Annotated in this window: 28 protein-coding genes and 2 tRNA genes; 23 read left to right on the top strand and 7 right to left on the bottom strand. The window is 63.3% G+C overall.

Annotation, left to right across the window (positions count from 1 at the left end; genetic code table 11):
• Nucleotides 1-94 precede the first annotated feature (94 nt).
• Both P9239_RS12710 and P9239_RS12705 read left to right on the top strand, forming a co-directional pair.
• On the top strand, nt 95-868 hold the full coding sequence (locus P9239_RS12710; RefSeq protein ID WP_175940069.1) for an SDR family oxidoreductase: 774 nt from the start codon (nt 95-97) through the stop codon (nt 866-868).
• A gap of 61 nt (nt 869-929) precedes the next feature.
• A complete protein-coding gene (locus P9239_RS12705) occupies nt 930-1,388 on the top strand; it encodes an acyl-CoA thioesterase (RefSeq protein ID WP_309751286.1) in 459 nt (152 codons plus the stop codon).
• A gap of 9 nt (nt 1,389-1,397) precedes the next feature.
• Here P9239_RS12705 and P9239_RS12700 read toward each other — a convergent pair whose 3' ends face one another.
• On the bottom strand, nt 1,398-1,943 hold the full coding sequence (locus P9239_RS12700; RefSeq protein WP_309751285.1) for a LuxR C-terminal-related transcriptional regulator: 546 nt from the start codon (nt 1,941-1,943) through the stop codon (nt 1,398-1,400).
• 188 nt (nt 1,944-2,131) lie between these two features.
• On the opposite strand from P9239_RS12700, the gene P9239_RS12695 reads away from it, so the two are divergent.
• The 15 genes from P9239_RS12695 to P9239_RS12625 all read left to right on the top strand — a co-directional run bounded on the left by P9239_RS12695 (nt 2,132) and on the right by P9239_RS12625 (nt 16,369).
• A complete protein-coding gene (locus P9239_RS12695) occupies nt 2,132-2,836 on the top strand; it encodes a CoA transferase subunit A (RefSeq protein WP_206467987.1) in 705 nt (234 codons plus the stop codon).
• A gap of 2 nt (nt 2,837-2,838) precedes the next feature.
• A complete protein-coding gene (locus P9239_RS12690; RefSeq protein ID WP_309751283.1) occupies nt 2,839-3,480 on the top strand; it encodes a CoA transferase subunit B in 642 nt (213 codons plus the stop codon).
• A gap of 154 nt (nt 3,481-3,634) precedes the next feature.
• A complete protein-coding gene (locus P9239_RS12685) occupies nt 3,635-4,555 on the top strand; it encodes an alpha/beta hydrolase (protein WP_309751280.1) in 921 nt (306 codons plus the stop codon).
• A gap of 63 nt (nt 4,556-4,618) precedes the next feature.
• Nucleotides 4,619-4,972: a RidA family protein gene (locus P9239_RS12680; RefSeq protein WP_250499297.1), complete on the top strand. Its 354-nt coding sequence runs from the start codon at nt 4,619-4,621 to the stop codon at nt 4,970-4,972.
• A 33-nt stretch (nt 4,973-5,005) separates the two neighbouring features.
• On the top strand, nt 5,006-7,228 hold the full coding sequence (locus P9239_RS12675) for a bifunctional (p)ppGpp synthetase/guanosine-3',5'-bis(diphosphate) 3'-pyrophosphohydrolase (RefSeq protein WP_309751277.1): 2,223 nt from the start codon (nt 5,006-5,008) through the stop codon (nt 7,226-7,228).
• A gap of 94 nt (nt 7,229-7,322) precedes the next feature.
• Nucleotides 7,323-7,399: transfer RNA gene (locus tag P9239_RS12670), tRNA-Val, on the top strand.
• Between the two features lie 302 nt (nt 7,400-7,701).
• Nucleotides 7,702-9,609: a threonine--tRNA ligase gene (thrS, locus tag P9239_RS12665; RefSeq protein WP_309751275.1), complete on the top strand. Its 1,908-nt coding sequence runs from the start codon at nt 7,702-7,704 to the stop codon at nt 9,607-9,609.
• Nucleotides 9,610-9,656: 47 nt separating this feature from the next.
• Nucleotides 9,657-10,184, top strand: a complete 528-nt coding sequence (infC, locus tag P9239_RS12660) for a translation initiation factor IF-3 (protein WP_175940639.1) — start codon at nt 9,657-9,659, stop codon at nt 10,182-10,184.
• A gap of 240 nt (nt 10,185-10,424) precedes the next feature.
• Nucleotides 10,425-10,622, top strand: coding sequence for a 50S ribosomal protein L35 (rpmI, locus tag P9239_RS12655; protein ID WP_004191477.1), 198 nt, complete (start codon nt 10,425-10,427; stop codon nt 10,620-10,622).
• Nucleotides 10,623-10,647: 25 nt separating this feature from the next.
• Complete coding sequence (gene rplT, locus P9239_RS12650; RefSeq protein ID WP_008350196.1) at nt 10,648-11,007, top strand: 50S ribosomal protein L20; 360 nt, start codon at nt 10,648-10,650, stop codon at nt 11,005-11,007.
• A 193-nt stretch (nt 11,008-11,200) separates the two neighbouring features.
• The gene (gene pheS / locus P9239_RS12645) at nt 11,201-12,214 is read left to right on the top strand and encodes a phenylalanine--tRNA ligase subunit alpha (protein ID WP_309751263.1); all 1,014 of its coding nucleotides are present in this window, start codon (nt 11,201-11,203) and stop codon (nt 12,212-12,214) included.
• A 76-nt stretch (nt 12,215-12,290) separates the two neighbouring features.
• Nucleotides 12,291-14,723, top strand: a complete 2,433-nt coding sequence (gene pheT, locus P9239_RS12640) for a phenylalanine--tRNA ligase subunit beta (protein WP_309751261.1) — start codon at nt 12,291-12,293, stop codon at nt 14,721-14,723.
• 47 nt (nt 14,724-14,770) lie between these two features.
• Nucleotides 14,771-15,178, top strand: a complete 408-nt coding sequence (locus tag P9239_RS12635) for an integration host factor subunit alpha (RefSeq protein WP_159835930.1) — start codon at nt 14,771-14,773, stop codon at nt 15,176-15,178.
• 83 nt (nt 15,179-15,261) lie between these two features.
• Nucleotides 15,262-15,645, top strand: a complete 384-nt coding sequence (locus tag P9239_RS12630) for a MerR family transcriptional regulator (protein ID WP_309751258.1) — start codon at nt 15,262-15,264, stop codon at nt 15,643-15,645.
• Between the two features lie 124 nt (nt 15,646-15,769).
• On the top strand, nt 15,770-16,369 hold the full coding sequence (locus P9239_RS12625; RefSeq protein ID WP_309751257.1) for a short chain dehydrogenase: 600 nt from the start codon (nt 15,770-15,772) through the stop codon (nt 16,367-16,369).
• Between the two features lie 6 nt (nt 16,370-16,375).
• On the opposite strand, the gene P9239_RS12620 is transcribed toward P9239_RS12625, so the two are convergent.
• From P9239_RS12620 to P9239_RS12595, 6 genes are all read right to left on the bottom strand, one after another.
• Nucleotides 16,376-16,585, bottom strand: a complete 210-nt coding sequence (locus P9239_RS12620) for a hypothetical protein (RefSeq protein WP_309751255.1) — start codon at nt 16,583-16,585, stop codon at nt 16,376-16,378.
• 303 nt (nt 16,586-16,888) lie between these two features.
• Nucleotides 16,889-16,965 (bottom strand) — tRNA-Pro (locus tag P9239_RS12615).
• A gap of 94 nt (nt 16,966-17,059) precedes the next feature.
• On the bottom strand, nt 17,060-17,440 hold the full coding sequence (locus tag P9239_RS12610; RefSeq protein WP_309751252.1) for a hypothetical protein: 381 nt from the start codon (nt 17,438-17,440) through the stop codon (nt 17,060-17,062).
• Between the two features lie 103 nt (nt 17,441-17,543).
• Nucleotides 17,544-18,434, bottom strand: a complete 891-nt coding sequence (locus tag P9239_RS12605; RefSeq protein WP_309751250.1) for a LysR family transcriptional regulator — start codon at nt 18,432-18,434, stop codon at nt 17,544-17,546.
• A 43-nt stretch (nt 18,435-18,477) separates the two neighbouring features.
• Nucleotides 18,478-19,401, bottom strand: coding sequence for a LysR family transcriptional regulator (locus P9239_RS12600; RefSeq protein ID WP_309751248.1), 924 nt, complete (start codon nt 19,399-19,401; stop codon nt 18,478-18,480).
• A gap of 22 nt (nt 19,402-19,423) precedes the next feature.
• Complete coding sequence (locus P9239_RS12595) at nt 19,424-20,242, bottom strand: IclR family transcriptional regulator (protein ID WP_309751245.1); 819 nt, start codon at nt 20,240-20,242, stop codon at nt 19,424-19,426.
• A gap of 219 nt (nt 20,243-20,461) precedes the next feature.
• Here P9239_RS12595 and P9239_RS12590 point away from each other — a divergent pair, with 219 nt between their 5' ends.
• From P9239_RS12590 to pcaC, 6 genes are read left to right on the top strand one after another with little or no spacing between them, the layout of a single operon-like run.
• Entirely contained in the window at nt 20,462-21,163 is a 702-nt protein-coding gene (locus tag P9239_RS12590) for a 3-oxoacid CoA-transferase subunit A (protein WP_309751242.1), read from the top strand.
• Between the two features lie 11 nt (nt 21,164-21,174).
• Entirely contained in the window at nt 21,175-21,831 is a 657-nt protein-coding gene (locus P9239_RS12585; protein ID WP_309751240.1) for a 3-oxoacid CoA-transferase subunit B, read from the top strand.
• A 25-nt stretch (nt 21,832-21,856) separates the two neighbouring features.
• Complete coding sequence (pcaF, locus tag P9239_RS12580; RefSeq protein WP_309751237.1) at nt 21,857-23,059, top strand: 3-oxoadipyl-CoA thiolase; 1,203 nt, start codon at nt 21,857-21,859, stop codon at nt 23,057-23,059.
• A 4-nt stretch (nt 23,060-23,063) separates the two neighbouring features.
• Complete coding sequence (locus P9239_RS12575; protein ID WP_309751235.1) at nt 23,064-24,434, top strand: 3-carboxy-cis,cis-muconate cycloisomerase; 1,371 nt, start codon at nt 23,064-23,066, stop codon at nt 24,432-24,434.
• Nucleotides 24,435-24,438: 4 nt separating this feature from the next.
• The gene (gene pcaD / locus P9239_RS12570) at nt 24,439-25,233 is read left to right on the top strand and encodes a 3-oxoadipate enol-lactonase (protein WP_309751233.1); all 795 of its coding nucleotides are present in this window, start codon (nt 24,439-24,441) and stop codon (nt 25,231-25,233) included.
• On the top strand, nt 25,230-25,622 hold the full coding sequence (gene pcaC / locus P9239_RS12565; protein ID WP_309751231.1) for a 4-carboxymuconolactone decarboxylase: 393 nt from the start codon (nt 25,230-25,232) through the stop codon (nt 25,620-25,622). Before pcaD ends, pcaC begins: the two co-directional genes overlap by 4 nt.
• Nucleotides 25,623-25,636 lie beyond the last annotated feature (14 nt).

Here is a 25,636-nt window from a genome sequence, read left to right as displayed (position 1 = left end):
CGGTATCGGTGTCTACGCCGAGTGCGCGTCCCGAGCGCCTCGCGCGGCCCGCGTCCCTCGCAAGGCCGAATCAACCGTACAAGAAGGAAGCACAATGGGCCGTTCGATCAACCTGGAAGGCAAGGTCGCGCTGATTACCGGCGCGTCCAGTGGACTTGGAAAGCGTTTCGCGCAGGTGCTGTCGCAGGCGGGCGCGAAAGTGGTGCTCGCGAGCCGCCGCGTCGAGCGCCTGAAGGAATTGCGCGCCGAAATCGAGGCGTCGGGCGGCGCCGCGCATGTCGTCTCGCTCGACGTGACCGACTACCTGAGCGTCAAGGCGGCGGTGGCGCACGCGGAGACGGAAGCCGGTACCATCGACATTCTCGTCAATAACTCGGGCGTCTCCACCACGCAAAAGCTGACCGACGTGACGCCTGCCGACTTCGAGTTCGTCTTCGGCACCAATGTGCGCGGCGCCTTTTTCGTGGCGCAGGAAGTGGCCAAGCGCATGATCATGCGCGGCAACGGCGCGGCGAAGCCGGCTTACCGCATCATCAACATCGCGTCCGTGGCCGGCCTGCGCGTGTTTCCGCAAATCGGCCTCTACTCCATGAGCAAGGCCGCCGTCGTGCAGATGACCAAGGCCATGGCAATGGAATGGGGCCGTCACGGCATCAACGTGAACGCGATCTGCCCGGGTTATATCGATACCGAAATCAATCATCACCACTGGAAGACCGAGCAGGGCCAGAAACTCGTGTCGATGCTGCCGAGGCGGCGCGTCGGCGCGCCGGAAGATCTCGACGGCCTCCTGCTGCTGCTCGCGGCCGACGAATCGCAGTTCATGAACGGCTCGGTCATTTCGGCGGACGACGGTTTTTCACTGTGAGCATCGCGTGCACGGCGCTGTGCCGCGCGCGGTGCGACGTTTTCAGCTACTGGAAGGTTTAATGAGCAACAGCAATACGCCCACGAACGCGGACCCCGAGTTCCACACGGTCTTCGAAATGTCCATGCCGATCCGCTGGGGCGACATGGACGCCTTCGGGCACGTCAACAACACGGTCTACTTCCGTTACATGGAGCAGGTCCGCATCTCGTGGTTCGAGCAGATCGGCGCGGCGGGCGGCAATGGCGAGGGCCAGGGGCCGGTCATCGTCAATGCGTCGATGGAGTTCCTCAAGCAGCTTCACTATCCCGGCGACGTGATCGCGCGGATGGCCGTCGGCAAGCCGGGGCGCAGCAGCTTCGATACGCGCTTCGAGCTGTATCGCGCCGACGCGCCGGGCACGCTGTACGCGCGGGGCGCGGCGAAGATCGTGTGGGTGGACTACGCGGCGGGCAAGTCGGTGCCGATTCCCGATCTGCTGCGTCAGATGATCGAAACGGCGGCGCCCGTCGCATCCTGAGCGCGCGGGTCAATTGCCGAGCAGCCGCTGCAGAAGCTCGGTCGCGTTGCCGGTGTCGTATTTGCGCATGAGCCGCGCACGGTAGATATCCACGGTGCGCGGGCTGATGTCGAGCACGCGGCCGATCTGCTTGCTGGTTTTTCCCGTGACGAGCTGCGCGGCGATTTCTCGCTCGCGCGGTGTCAGTTCGATCGCGACCCGCCGCGTCGCGCTCAAGTCCTCGAATGTCCAGACGCCCGCCGCGTGCGGCGCGGCGCGGTCGAGCGCGCGGCCGGTCACGTGGCACCAAAATAGCTCGCCGTTCGAGCGTTTCATGATGCGGTCGTCGCTATAGGTGCCGCGCCCGCTGATATGCGCCGCGATGCGCTCGCCGATGCGCGCGAATTCGTCCGGCGTCGGATAGAGCACCTCGAACGAGCAGCCGATAAGCGTCTCGCGCGTCGCGCCGAAAATTGCGCAGACCTCGTCGTTGCAGTCTTCGATGGTGCGCTCTCGCGACAGCACCAGCCCGACGGGCGCGAGATGAAACGCGGTTTGATAGTCCAGTTCACGCATGGCGATTCAGGCGCCCGGCCGGGCGTCGCGAGCAACGACGAGCGCGGGCAATGACTTATGTATTTTTGCGTATTGTGCAGGATGGATCGCGCGGCGTACCCTTTCGGCCAGATGAAAACGCCGCCGCGCGCTGTCTGGCGGCGCAAAAACCGGTTCTCAGTCGGGTTCAACATGGAAGGGACAAACAGATGAACAAGGTCTATCCCAGCGCGAAAGCGGCGCTCGATGACATCGTCAAGGACGGCCAGACGTTCGCCGTCGGCGGATTCGGCTTGTGCGGCATTCCGGAGGCGCTGATCGCCGCGCTGCGCGATTCGGGCGTGAAGGGCATCACGTGCATCAGCAACAACGCGGGCGTCGATGGCTTCGGCCTCGGCCTGCTGCTGGAGACACGCCAGATCAAGAAGATGATTTCGTCGTACGTGGGCGAAAACAAGGAATTCGAGCGGCAATATCTGGCCGGCGAACTCGAACTGGAATTTACGCCGCAAGGCACGCTCGCCGAAAAGCTGCGCGCGGGCGGCGCGGGCATTCCGGCGTTTTTCACGAACACCGGCTACGGCACGATCATCGCGGAAGGCAAGGAAACGCGTCAGTTCGGCGAGAATCACTACGTGCTGGAGCATTCGTTGACCGCGGACGTCGGGCTCGTCAAGGCGTGGAAGGCGGACAAATCGGGCAATCTGATCTATCGCCGCACCGCGCGCAACTTCAATCCGATGTGCGCGATGGCCGGCAAGATCACGGTCGCCGAAGTGGAAGAGATCGTAGAAGTCGGCGAACTCGATCCGGACGCGATCCACACGCCGGGCATTTTCGTGCAACGGCTCGTCCTGAATGCGCATCCGGAAAAGCGCATTGAACAACGCATCGTCCGCGCGAAAGGAGAATGACCATGGCTTGGACTCGTGACCAGATGGCCGCGCGTGCGGCGAAGGAATTGCAGGACGGCTTCTACGTGAATCTGGGCATCGGCTTGCCGACGCTCGTCGCGAACCACGTGCCGGCGGGCGTCGAAGTGTGGCTGCAATCGGAAAACGGGCTGCTCGGCATCGGGCCGTCGCCGACCGAGGAAGAAGTCGACGCCGATCTCATCAACGCGGGCAAGCAGACGGTGACGACGCTGCCGGGTTCGTCGATCTTTTCGTCGGCGGATTCGTTCGCGATGATTCGCGGCGGCCACATCAACCTCGCGATTCTCGGCGCGATGCAGATCAGCAAGACGGGCGACCTCGCCAACTGGATGATCCCAGGCAAGATGATCAAGGGCATGGGCGGCGCCATGGACCTCGTCGCGGGCGTGAAGCGCGTCGTCGTGCTGATGGAACATGTGGCGAAGGGCGATCAGCACAAGATTCTCGAAGAATGCACGCTGCCGCTGACGGGCGTGGGCGTCGTGGACCGCATCATCACGGATCTCGGCGTGATCGACGTGACCGATAGCGGCCTCAAGCTCGTTGAACTGGCTGACGGCGTGAGCGTCGAAGAGATTCAGCGCAAGACCGGCGCGCCGCTCGACGTCGGCAGCGTGAAGTAAGTTCGCAGGAGAACGCGGTTCGGAAGCGGGCGGGGCGGAAGGCTTCGCCCGCTTTGCATTTGGGGCGCTCAAGGCATCGTCCGTTCGGCTAACGGCCTTCGGCCGCGCGCCGGACGCTTTAGAATCGTTCGGACGTCTTCCACGAGGAATTTTCATGAGCGCATCCATCGTCGTAGAGGCTTCGCATCCCACGCTTACCGCGCCGCGCCAGCGTTTCGTGCAGTGTGCGAGTCCGGCGGGGCTGCATCGCATGGCTTACACCGAATGGGGCGATCCCGCGAATCCGCGCGTGCTGCTGTGCGTGCATGGCCTGACCCGCTCCGGCCGCGATTTCGACAAAGTCGCGCAGGCGTTCGCGAGTGACTATCGCGTGGTGTGTCCGGATGTTGTCGGTCGCGGCTTATCGGACTGGCTCGCCGATTCGCGCTACTACGGTCTTGCGCAGTACGTCGCGGACATGGTGACGCTGATCGCGCGGCTCAATGTGGAAACGGTCGACTGGTTCGGCACGTCGATGGGCGGGCTGATCGGCATGGTGCTCGGCGGATTGAAGAACACGCCGATCCGCAAGCTGCTGTTGAACGATGTCGGGCCGCATATCGAGCCGGTGGCGCTGGAGCGCATTCGCAGCTACCTGGGCAAGCCCGCGCGCTTTGCATCGCTCGATGAAGGCATCCGGCACGCGGCGGCGCTCGCGGCGTCGTTCGGGCCGCTCACGGACGAAGAATGGGCAAGCATCAACGCACCGCTTTTGCGTGAGCGCGACGGCGCGTGGACGTTCCGCTATGACCCGGGCATCGCCGCGCCGTTTTCCGAGGCCACGGACGAGCAGAACGCCGCGGGCGAAGCGTTCCTGTGGCATTCGTTCGCGTCGATTGCCACGCCGGTGCTGGTCGTGCGCGGCGAAAGCTCCGACCTGCTGTCGCGTGAGACGGTGACGCAGATGGTGGAAAAGGGACAGGCGGTATCGAGCGTAGAAGTGCCGAACGCCGGCCATGCGCCCGCTTTTCTCGACAGCGACCAGATCGCCGTCGCGCGGCGCTTCTTTCTCGAAAACCAGGCCAGCGGGGCATAATAATGGGCTGAGCACGTGACGCTCTGTCTCGTTTTTGAACCCTTTACAGGACTGAATAAGCACATGGCAGTTACTCGTCATCACGTCGGCGCGCGCCTTTCCGAGATCGCCATCCACAATGGCACCGTGTATCTCGCCGGCCAGATTGCGGAAGACACCGAGCAAGACATTACCGGCCAGACGCGCGAAGTGCTGGGCCATATCGACCGTCTGCTCGAAGAGGCGAACAGCGACAAGTCGCACCTGCTGTCCGTGCAGATCTTCATCTCGGACATGGTGCACTTCGCCGGCATGAACGCCGTGTGGGACGCTTGGGTCGCGCCGGGCCACACGCCGCCGCGCGCCACGGTCGAAGCGAAACTCGCGAATCCGGCTTGCCTCGTCGAAGTGGTCGTGGTGGCCGCCCAGCGCAGTTGATCGGCGACTGCGCGACCGTAGTGGCTTTACCGCATGACCGAGACCACCGTCCTCGCTGACACGCTGCCGGAGCCGTCGTTCGACGACGCGCTCGCGTTCGTGCGCGAGCACGCGAAGGACGCGCGGCTCTCGACGGGCGAATTGCTCGCGGACCACGCGGCGGGTACGGCGCGCATCATGCAGACGCTCAACGTCGATCCGCACGCGGTCGCCGCCGCGGCGTTGTTCGCGCTGGCGCCACATCTGGACGATCCCGAGACGTTGATCGCGGAACGCTTCGGGGCCGAGGTGCAGCGGCTCGTGAGCGACGTGCGCAAGCTGCTGCGTCTCGGCTCGGTCAGTTCGCGCGCGACGCTCGCCGCGTTGCCCGACAACACGCGCGATGCGCAGGCCGCGCGGCGCGCTCAGGTCGAATCTCTGCGCAAAATGCTGCTCGCGTTCGCGCAGGACATTCGCGTGGTGCTCATCCGGCTCGCTTCGCGCCTGCAGACGCTGCGCTACTACGCCGCGAACAAGCTCGAACCGACGTCCGAGGTGCCGCGCGAGACACTCGACATCTACGCGCCGCTCGCCAACCGCCTCGGCATCTGGCAACTGAAGTGGGAACTCGAAGATCTGTCGTTCCGCTTCGAAGACCCCGTGACGTACAAGCGCATCGCCAAGCTGCTCGACGAAAAGCGCATCGAGCGCGAATCGTATGTGACCGAGGCCATCGCGCGGCTGCAAAAGGAACTCGACACCGCGCACATCAAGGCCGAAGTGAGCGGCCGGCCGAAGCACATCTACAGCATCTGGAAGAAGATGCGCGGCAAGCATCTCGACTTCTCAGAACTGAACGACGTGCGGGCGTTTCGCGTGATCGTCGGCGATATCAAGGATTGCTACACGGTGCTCGGCATCGTGCATAACCTCTGGCAGCCGGTGCCGCGCGAATTCGACGACTACATCTCGCGGCCCAAGCCGAACGGCTATAAATCGCTGCACACGGTGGTCGTCGGCGACGACGGTCGCGCATTCGAAGTGCAGATCCGCACGCACGAAATGCATCAGTTCGCCGAGTACGGCGTGGCGGCGCACTGGCGTTACAAGGAGGCCGGCGCGCGCGGCTACGCGGGCCAGGTGACGGCGAGCGAGAAGTACGACGAGAAGATCGCGTGGCTGCGCCAGCTTCTCGCCTGGAAAGACGACGTGGAAGGCGACCGTCCCGGCTGGCAGCATCTGCGCGACGCCACGCTCGACGACGATCACATTTACGTGCTGACGCCGCAGGCGCGCGTGATCGCGCTGCCGCACGGTTCGACGGCCGTCGACTTCGCGTATCACCTGCACAGCGAGCTCGGGCATCGCTGCCGGGGCGCGCGTGTCGATGGCGCGATGGTGCCGCTCAACACGCCGCTACAGAATGGGCAGACAGTCGAAATCATAGCGGTGAAGGAGGGCGGGCCGTCCCGCGACTGGCTCAATCCGCAGCTCGGTTATCTGCATAGTCCGCGCGCGCGGCAGAAGGTGCGCGCGTGGTTCAACGCGATCGACGCGGCCGAGAACGTCGCGCAAGGCCGCGCGATCGTCGAGAAGACGTTGCAGCGCGAGGGGAAGACATCGGTCAACCTGGATCAGCTCGCGGCCAAGCTGGGCTTCAAGGCGCCCGAGGAGCTATACGCCGTCGTCGCCAAAGACGAGTTCAGCCTTCGGAACATCGAGCAGGCGCTGTCCGACGCGCCGCCGCCCGAGCCGGAGCCGGAAGCGCCTGCGCAGTTCGAAAAGCGCAGCAGCGGGCAAAGCGTGGCGCACGGCGCGTCGACGGGCGTGCTGGTCGTCGGCGTCGACGCCTTGCTCACGCAGCTCGCGCGCTGCTGCCGTCCCGCGCCGCCCGATCCGATCGCGGGTTTCGTCACGCGCGGCAAGGGCATGTCGATTCATCGCACCGACTGCGCGACGTTCCAGCGCATGGCGCACCGTTCCCCTGAGCGCGTGCTGCATACGACTTGGTCTGCGGAGGTCATGAACGGGCGCGGATCGTCGGTGTATCCGGTGGATCTGGCGGTGGAGTCGGCGGACAGGCAGGGACTGCTGCGCGATATCTCCGAAGTGTTCGCGCGCGAGAAGATCAACGTGATCGGCGTCAAGAGCCAGAGTCGGCGAAATGTCGCGTTCATGCAGTTCACCGTGGAGGTGTCGAACGCGGCGCAGATTCAGCGCGCGTGCACGCTGCTCGGCGAGGTAGCGGGCGTCATTCGCGCTTCGCGGCGCGCCTGAACGTTGGCGCGCACGGATTGGCGAATATTTTCGCGATTCATGTACAGAAACACTTGCCAAGATCGGAAACGCTCCATATAATCTCACTTCTTTCAGGCTCGTAGCTCAGCTGGTTAGAGCACCACCTTGACATGGTGGGGGTCGTTGGTTCGAGTCCAATCGAGCCTACCAACGAAAACGAGACTTCGGCGAATCATCGGTTCACGGAGTTTCACTCCGCAAGAAGCGCGAAGGCGCAAAAGGCGAACATAGAAATGGCACTTCGAACGTTGACCGAAACATATTCGGAGCGACGCTAGTCGAGGACCTCTTTCGCCTTCTGCCCTTTTTGTTTCGCGGTATGTGTGAAAAGTGAATGCGGCCCCTCGATAGCGGGGCCGCATTTTTTTTGTCCCTCGGTTCCTGTTTCCCGATGCCGCGGGTCAGTGCTTATTCGAACTCGCTCGGCCTGCGCCGGCGTCCTGGAGAACGAAATGGTTTCGGTACGTTTGCCTGATGGGTCGGTCCGCCAATACGACCACCCGGTGACCGTCGCGGAAGTCGCGGCATCGATCGGCGCGGGCCTCGCCAAGGCGGCGCTCGCCGGCAAGCTGAACGGCGAGCTCGTCGATACGTCGTTCGTGATCGACCACGATTCGTCGCTCGCCATCGTCACCGACAAAGACCCGGAAGGCGTCGATGTCGTTCGTCACTCCACGGCGCACTTGCTTGCCTACGCGGTGAAGGATCTGTTCCCGGAAGCGCAGGTGACCATCGGGCCGGTCATCGACAACGGCTTTTACTACGACTTTTCGTACAGCCGTCCCTTCACGCCCGAAGATCTCGAGAAGATCGAGAAGCGCATGCAGGAAATCGCGAAGAAGGACGAGCCGGTGTCGCGCCGCGTCGTCTCGCGCGACGAAGCGGTGGAGTACTTCAAGACCATCGGCGAGCAGTACAAGGCCGAAATCATTTCGTCGATTCCGGAATCCGACGAGATTCGCCTCTACTCGCACGGCAACTTCATCGACCTGTGCCGGGGTCCGCACGTGCCGTCCACCGGCAAGCTGAAGGTTTTCAAGCTGATGAAGGTCGCTGGCGCGTATTGGCGCGGCGATTCGAAAAACGAGCAGTTGCAGCGCATTTACGGTACCGCCTGGACCAAGAAGGAAGACCAGGACCAGTATCTCCACATGCTTGAGGAGGCGGAAAAGCGCGACCATCGCAAGCTCGGCAAGCAGCTCGACCTGTTCCACCTGCAGGACGAGGCGCCCGGCATGGTGTTCTGGCATCCGAAGGGCTGGTCGCTGTGGCAGCAAGTTGAACAGTACATGCGCCGTCGCGTGAACGAGGCCGGCTATCTGGAGATCAAGACTCCGATGGTCATGGACCGTTCGCTGTGGGAAGCGTCGGGTCACTGGCAGAACTATCGTGAAAACATGTTCACGACCGAGTCGGAAAAGCGCGACTACGCGATCAAGCCGATGAACTGCCCGGGCCACGTGCAGGTGTTCAACCACGGTCTGCGTTCGTATCGCGATCTGCCGCTGCGCTACGCGGAATTCGGCTCGTGCCACCGCAACGAGCCGTCGGGCGCGCTGCACGGTCTCATGCGCGTGCGCGGTTTCGTGCAGGACGACGCGCACATCTTCTGCACCGAAGACCAGTTCATCAACGAGTCGATCGCCTTTAACACGCTCGCCATGAGCGTCTATAAGGACTTCGGCTTCGAGCACATCGACATCAAACTGTCGCTGCGGCCGGAGCAGCGCGCGGGCACCGACGAGACCTGGGACCGCGCGGAGCAAGGTCTGCGTGAAGCACTGACCGCGTGCGGTCTGAAGTGGGAAGAGCTGGCGGGCGAGGGCGCGTTCTACGGACCGAAGATCGAATACCACATCAAGGATGCGCTCGGCCGGTCCTGGCAGTGCGGCACGCTGCAGCTCGACATGGTGCTGCCGGAGCGTCTCGGCGCGGAGTACGTCGCGGAAGACAACAGCCGCCGCCGCCCGGTCATGCTTCACCGCGCAATCGTCGGGTCGATGGAGCGATTCCTCGGCATCCTGATCGAGCACCATGCCGGTGCAATGCCGCCGTGGCTCGCGCCCGTGCAGGCAGTGGTGCTCAATATTGCCGAAAGTCAGGCCGAATACGCTGCATCTCTTGTCCAATCGTTGCAAAAACAAGGGCTTAGAGTGGAGGCCGATTTGCGCAACGAGAAGATTAGCTATAAAATACGCGAGCACACGCTGCAAAAGGTCCCGTATTTGCTGGTTGTCGGGGACAAGGAGCGTGAAGCGCAAACCGTGGCCGTGCGTGCTCGTGGCGGTGTCGATCTCGGCGTCATGCCGGTCGACGCATTCCTCGAACGTCTGCAGCAGGAAGTGCGGGCGTTCAAGTAAGTCACTCGCAGCGCGGCTTGTTTTTTCATTTTTAGAGGAAACGTAACATCGCTACTGATAAGTCGTCACATCGCATCAACGGTGAAATTACCGCACCGGAAGTGCGCTTGGTCGGAGTGGACAACGAGCCGCTCGGAATCGTGAAACTGGCCGAGGCGTTCCGTCAATCGGAACAGCTCGACGTGGATCTCGTCGAAATCGCGCCGCAGGCTTCGCCGCCTGTCTGCCGTTTGATGGATTACGGCAAGTTCAAGTATTCGGAAGCGAAGAAGCAGCACGAGGCAAAGCTGAAGCAGAAGATCGTGCAGGTGAAGGAAGTCAAATTCCGCCCCGGCACGGATGACGGTGACTACAACGTCAAGCTGCGCAACCTCACGCGCTTCCTCGAAGACGGCGACAAGACGAAAATCACGTTGCGTTTCCGCGGTCGCGAAATGGCGCACCAGGAAATCGGCATGCGTATGCTCGAACGCCTGAAGGCGGATCTGGACGAAGTCGGCCAGGTCGAGCAGATGCCGAAGATGGAAGGCCGGCAGATGATCATGGTGCTGGCGCCGAAGAAGAAGGCGAAGTAAGCAAAGTAGTAAGCGATGGATCGCGCGGCGCCCGACAGTAAAAAGGGCGGCCAGCGCGGCATCGCGAGCGGTTTCAGAAACGTGCCGGTTCAGTGGCGCGGTTCATGAAGAGCGGCGGTCTACCAACGAGATCGTTCGCATACAAGTGGCGCGTGGGTTTCGAAGGGCGGGAAGGGATCTTAGCCGGTACGTGAAGATCAGCCGCACACCCATGACCATCTAATAAACTGGAGTAGTTTCATGCCGAAGATGAAGACCAAGAAGAGTGCTGCAAAGCGCTTCGTGGTGCGTCCGGGCGGTACCGTCAAGCGCGGTCAGGCCTTCAAGCGCCACATTCTTACCAAGAAAACCACCAAGAACAAACGCCATCTGCGTGGCGCCACGGCCGTTCATGATTCCGATCTGAACTCCGTCCGCGCAATGCTGCCGTTCGCCTAACCTCATCTAACTTAAGGAGAGCAACATGCCTCGAGTAAAACGTGGGGTTACCGCACGGGCCCGTCACAAGAAGATCATTCGTCTGGCCAAGGGTTACCGCGGCCGTCGCAATAACGTCTATCGCATCGCCAAGCAGGCGGTCATGCGCGCAGGGCAGTACGCCTATCGCGATCGCCGCAACAAGAAGCGTGTGTTCCGCGCACTGTGGATCACGCGTATCAACGCGGCGGTGCGTCAGCACGACATGACCTACAGCGTGTTCATCAACGGCCTGAAGAAGGCTTCGATCGAACTCGACCGCAAGGTGCTGGCTGACATGGCTGTGTTCGACAAGGCTGCTTTTGCTGCGATCGTCAAGCAGGTGAAAGCCGCCGTTGCAGCCTAATTGCGAAATTAGTACTGCGTGGTTTGCCTGAGCGTCGCCGTGTCGTAGACGGTTGCGCGAAGGCAGAAAACGGGGCTCTCACCGAGCCCCGTTTTTGTTGGCCGGACGGTTTTGCGCATGACTTGGATTGTCCGCAGGACATGCGCAAAACCGTAATCAGACTAGAACTTTCGACGTTGAAAAGATGGGATCAATGGATCTGGACCAGATTGTCGCCGACGCGAAAAGCGCCTTTAACAACGCCACCGATGCCACGACGCTCGAAAACGAGAAGGCCCGCTTTCTCGGCAAATCCGGCGCGCTCACCGAACTGCTGAAGGGCCTGGGCAAGCTCGATCCCGAAGCGAAGAAAACCGAAGGCGCGCGCATCAATCTCGCCAAGCAGCAGGTCGAGGCCGCGCTCAACGCGCGCCGTCAGGCGCTGGCCGATGCACTGCTCAACCAGCGGCTCGCCGCCGAAGCGATCGACGTCACGCTCCCCGGGCGCGGCGCGGGCGCGGGCACGCTGCACCCGGTCATGCGCACGTGGGAACGCGTCGAGCAAATTTTCGGTTCGATCGGCTTCGACGTGGCCGATGGTCCCGAGATCGAGACCGACTGGTACAACTTCACGGCGCTGAATAGCCCGGAGAATCATCCGGCGCGCTCGATGCAGGATACCTTCTACGTCGATGGCAAGGACGCCGAAGGGCGCCCGCTCTTGCTTCGCACGCACACCAGCCCGATGCAGGTGCGCTACGCGCGCATGAACAAGCCGCCGATCAAGGTGATCGTTCCGGGCCGCACGTATCGCGTGGACAGCGACGCCACGCACTCGCCGATGTTCAATCAGGTTGAAGGCTTGTGGATCGAGGAGAACATCAGCTTCGCGGACCTGAAAGGCGTCTACACCGATTTCCTCAAGAAATTCTTCGAGCGTGACGACATCCTCGTGCGCTTCCGCCCGTCGTATTTCCCGTTCACGGAGCCGTCCGCCGAAATCGACATGATGTTCGAGCACGGCAAGAACGCGGGCAAGTGGCTTGAAATCTCCGGCTCGGGTCAGGTGCATCCGACCGTCATCCGCAACATGGGTCTGGACCCGGAGCGCTATATCGGTTTTGCGTTCGGTAGCGGCCTCGAGCGTCTGACCATGCTGCGTTACGGCGTGCAGGACCTGCGCCTCTTCTTCGAAAACGACCTGCGTTTCCTGCGCCAGTTCGCCTGAAGCCGCACAGCCCGCGACGCCCGGTCTTTTCAGTGGATCGGGCGTGAGACACCACCTCATTCGAACGTAGACACACATGCAATTCCCCGAATCATGGCTCCGTAGCTTCGTCGATCCCAAGCTCTCGACCGACGAACTCGCTCACGCGCTGACAATGGCCGGTCTCGAAGTCGAAGACCTGCGCCCGGTCGCGCCGCCGACCGCGAAGATCGTCGTCGGGCAAGTGCTGGAAGTGGCGAAGCATCCGAACGCGGACAAGCTCAACGTCTGCCAGGTCGATGCCGGCACGGGCGAGCAGTTGAACATCGTGTGCGGCGCGCCGAATGTGTCGCCGGGCATCAAAGTGCCGGTCGCGCTGATCGGCGCGGTGTTGCCGCCCGTCGAAGCAGGCGGCGAGCCGTTCGCGATCAAGCCGACGAAGCTGCGCGGCATCGACAGCCAGGGCATGCTGTGCTCGGCGCGCGAACTGAAGCTGTCTGAAGACCATAGCGGTTTGCTGATTCTTCCGGCGGACGCGAAGGTCGGCGAGGACATCCGCGAAGCGCTTAACCTTGACGACACCGTCTTCGAAATCAAGCTCACGCCGAACAAGGCGGATTGCCTCTCGGTGTTCGGCGTCGCGCGCGAAACCGCCGCCATCACCGGCGCGCCGCTGAAGACGCTCGACATGCCGCCCGTCAAGACGACGCTCGACGAAAAGCTGCCAGTCAAGGTGCTGGCGCCCGACTTGTGCGGCCGCTTCTCCGGCCGCGTGATCCGTGGCGTGAACGCGCACGCGAAGACGCCGCAATGGATGGTCGAGCGGCTCGAACGCGCGGGCCAGCGCAGCATTTCCGCGCTCGTCGACATCTCGAACTATGTGATGCTCGAACTCGGCCGTCCGACGCACGTGTTCGACCTCGACAAGATTCACGGCGGCATCGAAGTGCGTTGGGGCAAGAAGGGCGAATCGCTCAAGCTGCTGAACGGCAACACCGTCGAGCTGGATGAAACCGTCGGCGTGATCGCGGACGATCGTCAAGTGGAAAGTCTCGCGGGCATCATGGGCGGCGACAGCACGGCCGTCTCGCTGGATACGACGAACATCTATCTTGAAGCCGCCTTCTGGTGGCCGGACGCCATTCGCGGCCGCGCGCGGAAGTACAACTTCTCGACGGACGCGGCGCACCGCTTCGAGCGCGGCGTCGATTATTCGACGACCGTCGAGCATATCGAACGCATCTCGCAGTTGATTCTCGACATCTGCGGCGGCGAAGCCGGTCCGGTCGACGACCAGATCCTCAACGTGCCCGAGCGTCGCCCGGTGAGGATGCGCGTCGAGCGCGCGCATCGCATCATCGGCGTGGAGATCGGCGCGGAGGAGATTGCGCAAATCTTCACGCGCCTGAACCTCGCGTTCGAGCGTGACGGCGACAGTTTCAAGGTCACGCCGCCGCCGTATCGCTTCGATATCGAAATCGAGGAAGACTTGATCGAGGAAGTCGCGCGCATCTACGGCTTCGAGAAAATCCCGGCTCGCCCGCCGGTGGCCGCGAGCGAGATGCGGCGCACGAACGAAACGCGCCGCTCGATTCACGTGCTGCGCGATGCAGTTGCCGCGCGTGACTATTCGGAGACGGTCAACTTCAGTTTCGTGGACGCCGAGTGGGAGAAGGACTTGGCCGGCAACGACAACCCGGTGCGGCTCATCAACCCGATCGCGAGCCAGCTTTCGGTCATGCGCACGACGCTGTTCGGCAGCCTGATCGAGGTGCTGCGCTACAACCTGAACCGGCGTGCGGAGCGTATCCGCGTGTTCGAAGCGGGGCGCGTGTTCCTGCGCGATCCGTCGGTGAAGGCGGGCGAACTGACCGTGGAAGGCTTCGCGCAGCCGAAGCGCATCGGCGGTCTCGCGTATGGTCCCGCGCTCGAAGAGCAGTGGGGCGTGGCGTCGCGCCAAGTCGACTTCTTCGACGTGAAGGGCGATGTCGAGGCGCTCTTCGCGCCGGTCGTGCCGCGCTTCGTCAAGGCCGAGCATCCGGCGCTGCATCCGGGACGCAGCGCGCGCATCGAGGTCGCGGGGCGCGCGGTCGGCTGGATCGGCGAACTGCATCCGCGCTGGATGCAGAAGTATGACTTGCCGCACGCGCCGATTCTCTTTGAAGTCGACGCCGACGCGCTGATGGAACGCGCGCTGCCGACGCCGTCCGAGGTATCGAAATTCCCGCCCGTGCGCCGTGATATCGCCATCGTCGTGGACCAGAACGTGCCCGTGCAGTCGCTTCTCGACGAGCTTGAAAATGCCCGTTCGGAGCCGGCGTGCAAGCACGTCACGAGGGTTGCGCTTTTCGACGAATTCCGTCCAAAATCAAACACTTCCGGCGGTTTGGGAGCGCACGAGAAAAGTCTTGCCTTCCGTGTAACGTTGCAAGATACTGGCGGCACGCTTCAGGACGAAACGGTCGACACGGCCATCAAAACGCTGGTGGATCGCCTGGCTCGAGTACACGGCGCGCGGTTGCGCGGATAGCCTGCAGTTGGCCCCTCCGTCTCAATCGCATTGGCCGTTTTACCGATATGAACCAAATGAACTCGAGTGATTTCGAAGCCCTTCTTTCGGCGCAGCGTAGCGCCATGACCCGCGACAACACCACTTCGGGCGCGTTGTCGAATGACACGCCAACGCTCACCAAAGCCGAACTGGCCGAAATGCTGTTCGACCACGTCGGTCTGAACAAGCGCGAAGCGAAGGACATGGTCGAAGCGTTCTTCGAGGTCATCCGCGACGCGCTGGAAAGCGGCGACAGCGTCAAGCTGTCTGGCTTTGGCAACTTCCAGTTGCGCGACAAGCCGCAGCGTCCGGGGCGCAACCCGAAGACTGGCGAAGCCATTCCTATCGCGGCGCGGCGCGTGGTCACTTTTCATGCGAGTCAAAAGCTGAAGGCGCTGGTCGAGACGGGAGCGGAGACGAGTCTGACTCGCTGACGTTCATCCCGCGCCGACAGGCGCATCCCGCTGTTCGACCGCCGCGCTTCATCGACATCACTCACCACGATGGTTGATCGACGATGGAAAAAGTCGTCTTGCCTCCGATCCCGGCCAAGCGTTATTTCACGATTGGCGAAGTCAGCGAACTGTGCGGTGTGAAGCCGCACGTGCTGCGCTATTGGGAACAGGAGTTTACGCAGCTCAGGCCCGTCAAGCGGCGCGGTAACCGCCGGTATTATCAGCATCACGAAGTCTTGCTGATCCGGCGGATTCGGGAGCTGCTGTACGAGCAAGGCTTCACGATCAACGGCGCGCGCAATCGGCTGGATGCGCAAGGGCGCTCCAACGGCGACGATGCCATGTCGGCGGATTCACCCGGCGCCGCGCAAGCGCAGCAGCCGGCGGTCGATGTCGATCAGCTTCGCAAGGAGATCATGCAGGTGATCGATTTGCTCGGCGGGTGAGCGCCACGCCGGACAAAAAAAAAGCCGCGATCGCGTATCGCGGCTTTTTCGTTTGTATCGAGCGTGCATGCAACGTCGGCTGTACGATAGTCGCGTCTCTTTCTCGACCTCTCCAGGAGGGCTTATGCGAGTGTTGATCGTTGGCGCAACCGGGTTGCTGGGTACGGAGATCGCGCGGATTCTGGGACCGGAGCACGAAGTCATCGCGGCGAGCCGCAAGGGTTCGGACGTCCCTGTCGATTTGTCCGACAAGGCGAGCATCGCGGCGATGTACTCGAAGGTGGGCAACGTGGGCGCGGTGCTGTGCGTCGGCGGGACCGCGAAGTTCGCGCCGCTCGACGCGCTTTCCGACGACGACTATGCGTTTAGTCTCGCCAACAAGCTAATGGGCCAGGTCAACCTCGTGCGCTGCGCAATCGGCCATGTGGACGAGGGCGGCTGTATCACGTTGACGAGCGGCACGCTCGCGCAACAGCCGATGGTCGGCAGCGCAGCTGTCAGTATCGTCAATGCGGGTGTTGAGGGATTCGCGCGCGCGGCGGCGCTGGAGTTGCAGGGAAAGATGCGCGTCAACGTGGTAAGCCCGCGATGGGTGGCCGAGACGCTTCAGTCCATGGGAAAGGATCCGTCGGCCGGCATTCCCGCTGTCGACGTGGCGAGAGCGTATAAGCGCACGATCGACGAACCGATCACGGGACAAGTGCTGCTTGCCGCTAAAGGATAAGCGGCGTTAGCCCGGGGCAGCCTTGACGCTTTTTTCCGAGCCTGCGACCGACCAATAGACGATGCTGGGCCCGATACCGCGCGGTGGATAAATGCGCCAGTCGTTCGCGCCATGGTGGAAGAAGTAGAGCGCGTAGAAGCCGCCGCGTTCCTTATCGGGCGCACTGACGCAAACGTAGCGGCTTCCGCCGGGATAGATGCGGCCGAAGCGCGTCACGCGCGCAGCACTTCTCGCGTCGAACCGTCCGGCGATCTCACTTCGCAACGAGGATGGGATGTAATCGGGCTGGGCGCGCCTGTGATCCACAGGCGCGCAAGCGGACAGAGGCATTGCGGTGCCGCTCCTTATGTGTCAGTTGAACATTAGAGCTTAAGTGGCTGTTAAGCAAGCGAATTCGCGCGCCGCAACAGTTTGGAGACACGTGCTCGACGCAGAACGTAGTCTTAGCCGAATGCCGGAGACCGGAGCCGAATTGAACAAAAGGCTCTCCGGCCAGAAGCCGGAGAGCCTTTTGAAATTTGGTCGGGGCGAGAGGATTTGAACCTCCGACCACCTGCACCCCATGCAGGTACGCTACCAGGCTGCGCTACGCCCCGAAAGAGCGAAAGTATATCAGAGCGAATCGAATAGTAGAACCGCTTCGGCGATTTTTGCGGCAAACGTCGAAGAAACCACTTCTGCGGCTATGCATCACGACGCTGCGGCGGTCGACCCGTCACTGATCGGCACGTCCACCGCGGCGGCGCGCGGTTTGGCAACCCGTTGCCGCTGCCGGAACCGCAGCGCCAGCACCAGCGACACCGCGCAAGGAACGAGATAGCACGCCACGCGCGTGCTCCATGCGCCGCGCGATCCCACGCTTTCATACTGCGTATGCGCATGAAAGCTCGCCGACGCAAACACCATCGTCAGTGTGAAGTCGAGCACCATGGCCAAGAGGCAGAAGACGAAGTAGATCAATGCGCCGTTCCAGTTCAGTGTTTTGTTGGCAGCATTGGCCGTGCGGCACGCGAAGAGCACGACGCCGAGCAATAACAGGTTGAAAAACAAAGGAATCCAGGGAAAGTCCATGTGCGGATGGCCTCATGCGCTGAAGAAATCGGCAGTCCGCCTACCGGACGCCGGCGCGATCTTCACACGCAGCCCCGTTCCCCTTGAATAAGAGTATTCCTAATCAGTTTGGCCGGTCCGCAAGCGACTCGGAGAGGAAATCGATGAACGTGCGCACCTTCGTCGTCATGTACTTCCGGCTCGTGTAGACCGCGTAGACCGCTGGCGCAAAGGCCGCGTAGCCCGGCAGCACGCGCACGAGCGCGCCCGACGCGAGTTCCGGTTCCACGATCCAGGAAGGAAAATACGCGAGGCCGATACCCGCCTTCACGAGTTGAAGCGCCATCGAAGTGTCGTTTGTTTTCAACACGGCTTGATTTTTGACGGTGACTGCGCCGTCCGGTCCCGTGAGCGTCACCGATTCGATGTTGGTGTATGTCGGCAAGACCATGCGATGCCGCGCAATATCGTCCGGATGGCGAGGCTCACCGTGACGCGCCAGGTAAGCGCGCGAGCCGGCCAGCACGAAGGGCATTGTGCATAGCGGCCGCACGATCAACGAAGGCGATGGTTCCGAGGTCACGCGCAACGCCATGTCGTAGCCTTCTTCGACAAGATCGACGAAGCGATTCTCCAGCCGCAAGTCGACGAGCACGCCCGGATAACGCGCCTGATACGCGACGAGCAGATCCGCGAACCGGCGATTCGCGAACCAGCCCGGCGCCGTCACCTTCAACACGCCCTGCGGCTTCGCGGTCTGCGCACCGACCGCCGCTTCGGCCGCCTGCAAAATGTCGAGCGCCTCGCGGCACTGCTCGTAATACACACTGCCGGCTTCGGTCAGACTCAGGTGCCGTGTCGTACGGTTGAGCAGGCGCACGCCGAGTTGACGTTCGAGGTTGGCGACGTGCTTGCTCGTCATCGCCGTCGAGAGATCGAGGCGCTCGGCCGCCTTCACGAAGCTGCCGGCTTCGACCACTTCGCGAAACACGCGCAGGCTGGTGAGCGCATCCATCGGTCAGATTCCGTGGGAAAGCAAAGCCGTGATGTTAGCCGGATCACTTCGGCCATTCATCGAGCGCGTCGTTGAAAAGCGAGGCGACGACGCCGCGCAGCCACGTCGTGCGCGGATCGTTGTGATACTTGCGATGCCAGTGCTGCTTGAGATCGAAGCGCGGCAGCGCGAGCGGCGGCTCGGCGAGCGTGATCGACGCATGTTCGGCCACGTAAGCGAAGCCGATCGCATGCGGCACCGTCGCAATGAGATCGGTGCGCGAGAGGATGAACGGCAGGCTCATGAAGTGCGGCGTCTCCAGCACGGCGCGCCGCCGCACGCGCTCCTTGTCGAGATAATTCTCAAGGATTTCCTGGCTGCGTCCTTCGGCGCGCACGACCGCGTGTCCGCATTCGACGAAGCGTTCCAGCGTGAGCGGCGCATTCGCAAACGGATGATCGCGCCGCATGAGACAAATGAAGCGGTGCGAAAACAGCCGCTGCTGGAAGAAATTGTTGCCGTGCAGATCGGGGAAATAACCGACGGCGAGATCGATGTCACCGGACGCCAACCCGCGCTCGACTTCCCCGTGCGATGCCGACACCGAGCGCAAATTCGCGTGCGGCGCTTCCTTCGCGAACGCCTGCAACAGACGCGGCAGAAACACGATCTCGCCGACATCCGAGAGCGCGATGGCGAACGTGTCGGTGCTCGAAGAAGGATCGAAGTGCTGCGTGTCGAGCAGGCCGCGCTCGATGCGGCTCAGCGCCTCGCGCGCCGCGGGCACGAGCGCGAGCGCGCGCGGCGTCGGTTCCATGCCGCGCGACGTGCGCACGAAAAGCGGATCGTTGAAGTACTCGCGTAACCGCCCGAGCGCCGTCGATACGCGCGGCTGACTCACGCCGAGCCGCTCGGCCGCTCGGCTCACGTTGCGCGTCTCCTCGATGGCGACGAGAAACGGGATCAGGTTCAGGTCGAGGTCGTTCATGGTTGTGGACGGCAGGCCGCCGTCAGCCGCGTCGCGCGACCAGTTCGGACACGCGCTGCGCCGCGGTTTGCAGCGGGTCGAGAAACGCCTTCACCATTTGCTTCGCGTTCTTGCGCTGCGCGTTGCCGCTGATATTGAGCGCCGCGATCACGCGGCCTTGCCGGTCGCGGATCGGCGCGGACATCGAAATCAGCCCTTCCTCCAGTTCCTGATCGACGATCGCCCAGCCCTGACGGCGCACCAGCGCGATCGCGTCTTTCAACGCATTGCGGTCGGTGATCGTGTGCGGTGTTCTCGCGACGATGTGGCTGGCGTCGAGCACCGCGTCGAGCCGCGCGTCGTCGAGCGCCGAAAGCAGCACGCGGCCCATCGACGTGCAGAACGCGGGCAGACGGCTGCCGATAGACAGATTCTGCGTGATGATCTTGTGCGTCGGCACGCGCAGCACATAGACGATTTCCGCGCCGTTCAGCACGGCCGCCGAACAGCTCTCGTGAACCTGCTCGACGAGATCCTCCATGACGGGCTCGGCCAGATTCCAGAACGGCATGGAGGTGAGATAGGCGAACCCGAGATCGAGAATTTTCGGCGTCAGTTGGAAGAGCCGGCCATCGGCTTCCACGTAACCGAGCGACTGCAACGTAAGCAGAATGCGCCGCGCGCCAGCGCGCGTGAGGCCCGTGGCGGCGGCGACATCGGTGAGCGTTTGCGCAGGGCGGTTGACATCGAACGAACGAATGACGGCCAGGCCGCGCGCGAACGACTGCACGTACGCATCGCCGGGACGCGACGGCGCGTCCTGCACGTCGGTATCAAAAGAGGGCGTTGGATGCTTGTTCATGACATTCTCGACGGCGCAGGCTCCGTACAAACCCGCGAATCGCACAGGTTTCGTTGACACTGCAACGAACGCGGGACTACCATTCAGTTGTTCGCTAAACGAATCCATGTTCGCATATCGAACATGCTCACGCAAGCGTCGCTGAGGCGCAGGTAAACCCGATGTTCCAAAGCAGGCGCAGTGTTCGCCCGCCCGGAACGGGACCGGAGAAGAACGGCAATGATCAACAAGATTTTCGAATCGCTCGCGTCCGCAGTCGCGGATGTTCATGACGGAGCGACCATCATGATCGGCGGATTCGGCACGGCGGGCATGCCGTCCGAACTGATCGACGCGCTCATCGAGCAGGGCGCGCGCGAGCTCACCATCGTGAACAACAATGCGGGCAACGGCGATACCGGGCTGGCTGCGCTCCTGAAGGCCAAGCGCGTGCGCAAGATCATCTGCTCGTTTCCGCGGCAGACGGATTCGCATGTCTTCGACGCGCTCTACCGCGCTGGCGAGATCGAACTGGAACTGGTGCCGCAGGGCAATCTCGCCGAGCGCATCCGCGCGGCGGGCGCGGGCATCGGCGGCTTCTTCACGCCGACGGGCTACGGCACGAAGCTCGCGGAAGGCAAGGAAACGCGCGAAATCGACGGCAAGCACTACGTGCTCGAATCGCCGCTGCACGCGGACTTCGCGTTGATCAAAGCGTTCAAGGGCGACCGCTGGGGCAATCTGGTCTATCGTAAAACAGCGCGCAACTTTGGGCCGATCATGGCGAGCGCCGCGAAGACGGCCATCGTGCAGGTGTCGAAGGTCGTGCCGCTCGGCGAACTGGACCCCGAAAACATTGTGACGCCGGGCATCTTCGTGCAGCGCGTCGTGGAAGTGCCGCAAGCGGTTCATCAAGCCGAACTCGCCGCCGAAGCTGCATAAGGATAGATGCCATGAAGAAACTGACTCGTGACGAAATGGCCAAGCGCGTGGCCGCGGACATTCCCGAAGGCGCATATGTGAATCTGGGCATCGGCGTGCCGACGCTCGTCGCCAATCATCTCGCGGCTGACCGCGAGATCTTCCTGCACAGCGAAAACGGTCTGCTCGGCATGGGCCCGGCGCCCGCCAAAGGCGAAGAGGACGACGAACTCATCAACGCCGGCAAGCAGCACGTGACGCTGCTCACGGGCGGCGCGTTCTTCCATCACGCGGATTCGTTCGCGATGATGCGCGGGGGCCATCTCGACTTCTGCGTGCTGGGCGCGTTTCAGGTCTCGGCGAAAGGCGATCTCGCGAACTGGCACACCGGCGCGCCCGACGCGATTCCGGCTGTCGGCGGCGCGATGGACCTCGCCATCGGCGCCAAGCAGGTCTACGTGATGATGGAACTGCTCACGAAGCAGGGCGAAAGCAAGCTGGTTGCCGAGTGTTCGTATCCGGTAACGGGTGTGCAGTGCGTGGACCGGGTGTACACGGACCTCGCCGTGTTCGACGTGACGCCGGACGGCTTCGTCGTGCGCGAAATCGTCGACGGCCTGTCGTTCGCGGAACTGCAGAAGCTGGCCAACGTGCCGCTCCAGTACGCGCCCATTTCCGAGGCAGCCTGAGAGACAACACAGATTGGAGCAATCGATGAAAAATGCATTCGTATGTGACGCGATCCGCACGCCGTTTGGCCGCTATGCCGGCTCGCTGTCGTCGGTGCGCGCGGACGATCTGGGCGCCGTGCCGCTGCGCGCGCTGATGGAACGCAACAAGGAAGTGGACTGGGAAGCGGTCGAGGAAGTCATCTACGGCTGCGCGAATCAGGCGGGCGAAGACAACCGCAACGTCGCGCGCATGTCCGCGCTGCTCGCGGGACTGCCGGTCGGTGTGCCGGGCTCGACGGTGAATCGCCTGTGTGGTTCCGGCATGGACGCCATCGGCATCGCGGCGCGCGCCATCAAGTCGGGCGAAGCCGGGCTGCTCGTCGCGGGCGGGGTCGAAAGCATGAGCCGCGCGCCGTTCGTCATGGGCAAGGCGACGAGCGCGTTCTCGCGTCAGGCCGATATTTACGATACGACCATCGGCTGGCGCTTCGTGAATCCGCTGATGAAAAAGCAGTACGGCGTCGATTCGATGCCCGAGACCGCCGAAAACGTCGCGGACGACTACAAGGTGAGCCGCGAAGATCAGGACGCGTTCGCGTTGCGCAGTCAGCAGAAGGCGGCGCGCGCGCAAAAGGACGGCTCGCTCGCGCAGGAAATCACGCCGGTCACGATCCCGCAGAAAAAGGGCGATGCCATCGTCGTGGATCGCGACGAGCATCCGCGCGAGACGAGCCTCGAAGCGCTCGCGAAGCTCAAGGGCGTCGTGCGCCCGGACGGCAGCGTGACGGCGGGTAACGCGTCGGGCGTGAACGACGGCGCCTGCGCGCTTCTGATCGCCGACGAGGACAGCGCGAAGCGCCACGGCCTCACGCCGCGCGCGCGCATTCTCGGCATGGCGACCGCAGGCGTGCCGCCGCGCGTGATGGGCATCGGACCCGGCCCGGCGTCGCAAAAGCTGTTGGCGCGCCTTGGCATGACCATCGACCAGATGGACGTCATCGAACTGAACGAAGCCTTCGCCTCGCAAGGGCTCGCGGTGCTGCGCATGCTCGGCGTCGGCGACGACGATCCGCGCGTCAATCCGAACGGCGGCGCCATTGCGCTCGGCCATCCGCTCGGCGCGAGCGGCGCGCGGCTCGTCACGGCGGCGACGTATCAGCTCGAACGCACCGGCGGCCGCTTCGCGCTCTGCACCATGTGCATCGGCGTGGGGCAGGGCATCGCGATGATCATCGAGCGCGTCTGACGACATGTTCGACTCCACCGGACGCCTGACCGACCTGATTTGCGGCAGCGAGGCGGCAAACGCCGTCTGGTCGCCGCGCGCGACCGTGCAGGCCATGCTCGATGTCGAAGCCGCGCTCGCGCGTGCGTCGGCGCAAGCGGGCGTGATCCCGGCGAGCGCCGTCGATGCGATCGTCGCCGCCTGCGACGCCGACAACATCGACGCCGCCGCGCTCATGTCCGGCGCGGCCGCGGGCGGCAATCTCGCGATTCCGCTCGTCAAGCAGCTCACCGCCGTCGTCAAGGCGCGCGACGCGGAAGCCGCCAAGTACGTGCATTGGGGCGCGACGAGTCAGGACATCATCGACACGGGCGTCGTGCTGCAACTGCGCGCGGCGCTCGATCTGCTCGACGCGGATCTGCGCACGCTCGCCGATGCGCTCGCGGATCAGGCCGAAAAGCATCGCGCGACGCCGATGATCGGCCGCACGTGGCTGCAACAAGCGCTGCCGATCACGCTCGGGCTGAAGTTCGCGCAATGGCTCGATGCGGTGACGCGTCACCGCGAGCGCCTTGCCGACTTGCGCGCACGCGCGCTCGTGCTTCAGTTCGGCGGCGCGGCGGGCACGCTCGCGAGCCTGCGTGACAAGGCGCTTGCGACCGCGCGCGCACTCGCCGACGATCTGCGTCTCACGCTGCCCGCCCTGCCGTCGCATACGCAGCGTGATCGGATCGCGGAAGCGGCGTCGTTCTTCGGCATGCTGACCGGCACGCTCGGCAAGATCGCGCGGGACATCTCGCTCATGATGCAGACGGAAGTCGGCGAAGTGGCGGAGCCGTCGGCGGCGGGCAAGGGCGGCTCCTCGACGATGCCGCACAAGCGCAATCCGGTCGGCTGCGCGGCCGTACTCACGGCGGCCACGCGCGCGCCCAATCTCGTCGCGACGATCTTCGCGGGCATGGTGCAGGAGCACGAACGCGCACTCGGCGGCTGGCAGGCAGAATGGGAAGCGCTGCCGGACCTGGCGCGGCTGACGGCGGGCGCGCTCGCCAACGTGAAGAACATGGTGCCGGGGCTCGAAGTGAACGTCGGGCGGCTCGCGGCGAATCTCAACGCGACGAACGGCCTCGTGCTCGGCGAGGCGGTGATGCTGGCGCTCGGCGACGCCATCGGGCGGCTGGATGCGCATAGGTTGGTCGAAGGCGCGTCGAAGGCGGCGGTCGCGAGCGGTCAGCCGCTCTTCGACGTGCTCGCCGCGAATGAAACCGTCAGCGCGCATCTCTCGCAAGAGCGCCTCAAAGAATTGCTCGATCCGGCGAACTACGTCGGTCAGGCTCAGGCGTTCGTCGATGCGGCGCTCTCGCAGCATCGCCAGTATCAAGATACGGAGCAATAACAGCATGCCTTTTGCCGATATCAACCAGACCCGGATTCACTACCGGATCGACGCCACCGCGGGCAACGACGCGCCGTGGCTCGTGCTCTCGAATTCGCTGGGCGCGGACGTGTCGATGTGGACGCCGCAAATCGAGGCGTTCGCGCCGCATTACCGCGTCCTGCGCTACGACACGCGCGGTCACGGCCATTCCGACGTGCCGCCGGGCCCGTACACCGTCGATCAATTGATCGGCGACGTGATCGCGCTGATGGATCACGTCGGTATCGAACGCGCGAATTACTGCGGTCTGTCGATGGGCGGGCTGACCGGAATCGGCCTCGCCGCGCGTCATCCCGAGCGGTTCTCGCGCGTCGTGCTGTCGAACACGGCCGCGAAGATCGGCTCGGACGCCGTCTGGACGCCGCGCGCCGCGAAAGCGCGCGAGAGCGGCGGCATGGCCGCGCTCACCGACAGCGTCATCGCCCGCTGGTTCACTGCGCCGTTCATCGAGCGGGAGCGGCTCGTGCTCGCGAATATCCGCGACGTGTTCCGCCACACGTCGGGCGACGGCTACGCGTCGAATTGCGAAGCCATCCGTGACGCCGACCTTCGCGAGGAAGCGAAGACCATCGCGCTGCCGGTGCTCGTCATCGCGGGAACCCACGATCTTTCGACGACCGCCGAGCAGGGCCGCGAACTCGCGGGCGCGATCGGCGGATCGCGTTACGTCGAACTGGATGCCGCGCATCTCGCGAACATCGAGAAGCACGACGCCTACACGCACGCCGTCCTCGACTTTCTCGGAGAACAGCAATGACCGACGACGAACGCTACGAAGCAGGCATGAAGGTGCGCCGCGCAGTGCTGTCCGATGCGCACGTGGACCGCTCGCTTGCGAACCGCACGGACCTCACGAGCGAATTCCAGAACTTCATCACGCGCTACGCATGGGGCGAGATCTGGACGCGCGAAGGCTTGCCGCGCCATACGCGCAGTCTCATCACGATTGCGATGATGGTGGCGCTCAACCGCAGCGAAGAACTCGCGCTGCACCTGCGCGCCGCGAAAAACAACGGCGTGACGCAGGACGAGATCAAGGAAGTGCTGATGCAGACCGCGGTGTATTGCGGCGTGCCCGCGGCGAACTCGGCATTCCACCTCGCGCAGAAGATCTTCGAGGAGGAAGCGCGCTCGGGCGGGCAGTAATCGCTCGTGATGCG

It is taken from the genome of Caballeronia sp. LZ062, from assembly GCF_031450785.1.
GTDB lineage: Bacteria > Pseudomonadota > Gammaproteobacteria > Burkholderiales > Burkholderiaceae > Caballeronia.
The sequence above is the reverse complement of the archived record's forward strand: the minus strand, read 5'-3'. Positions and strand labels throughout refer to the sequence as shown.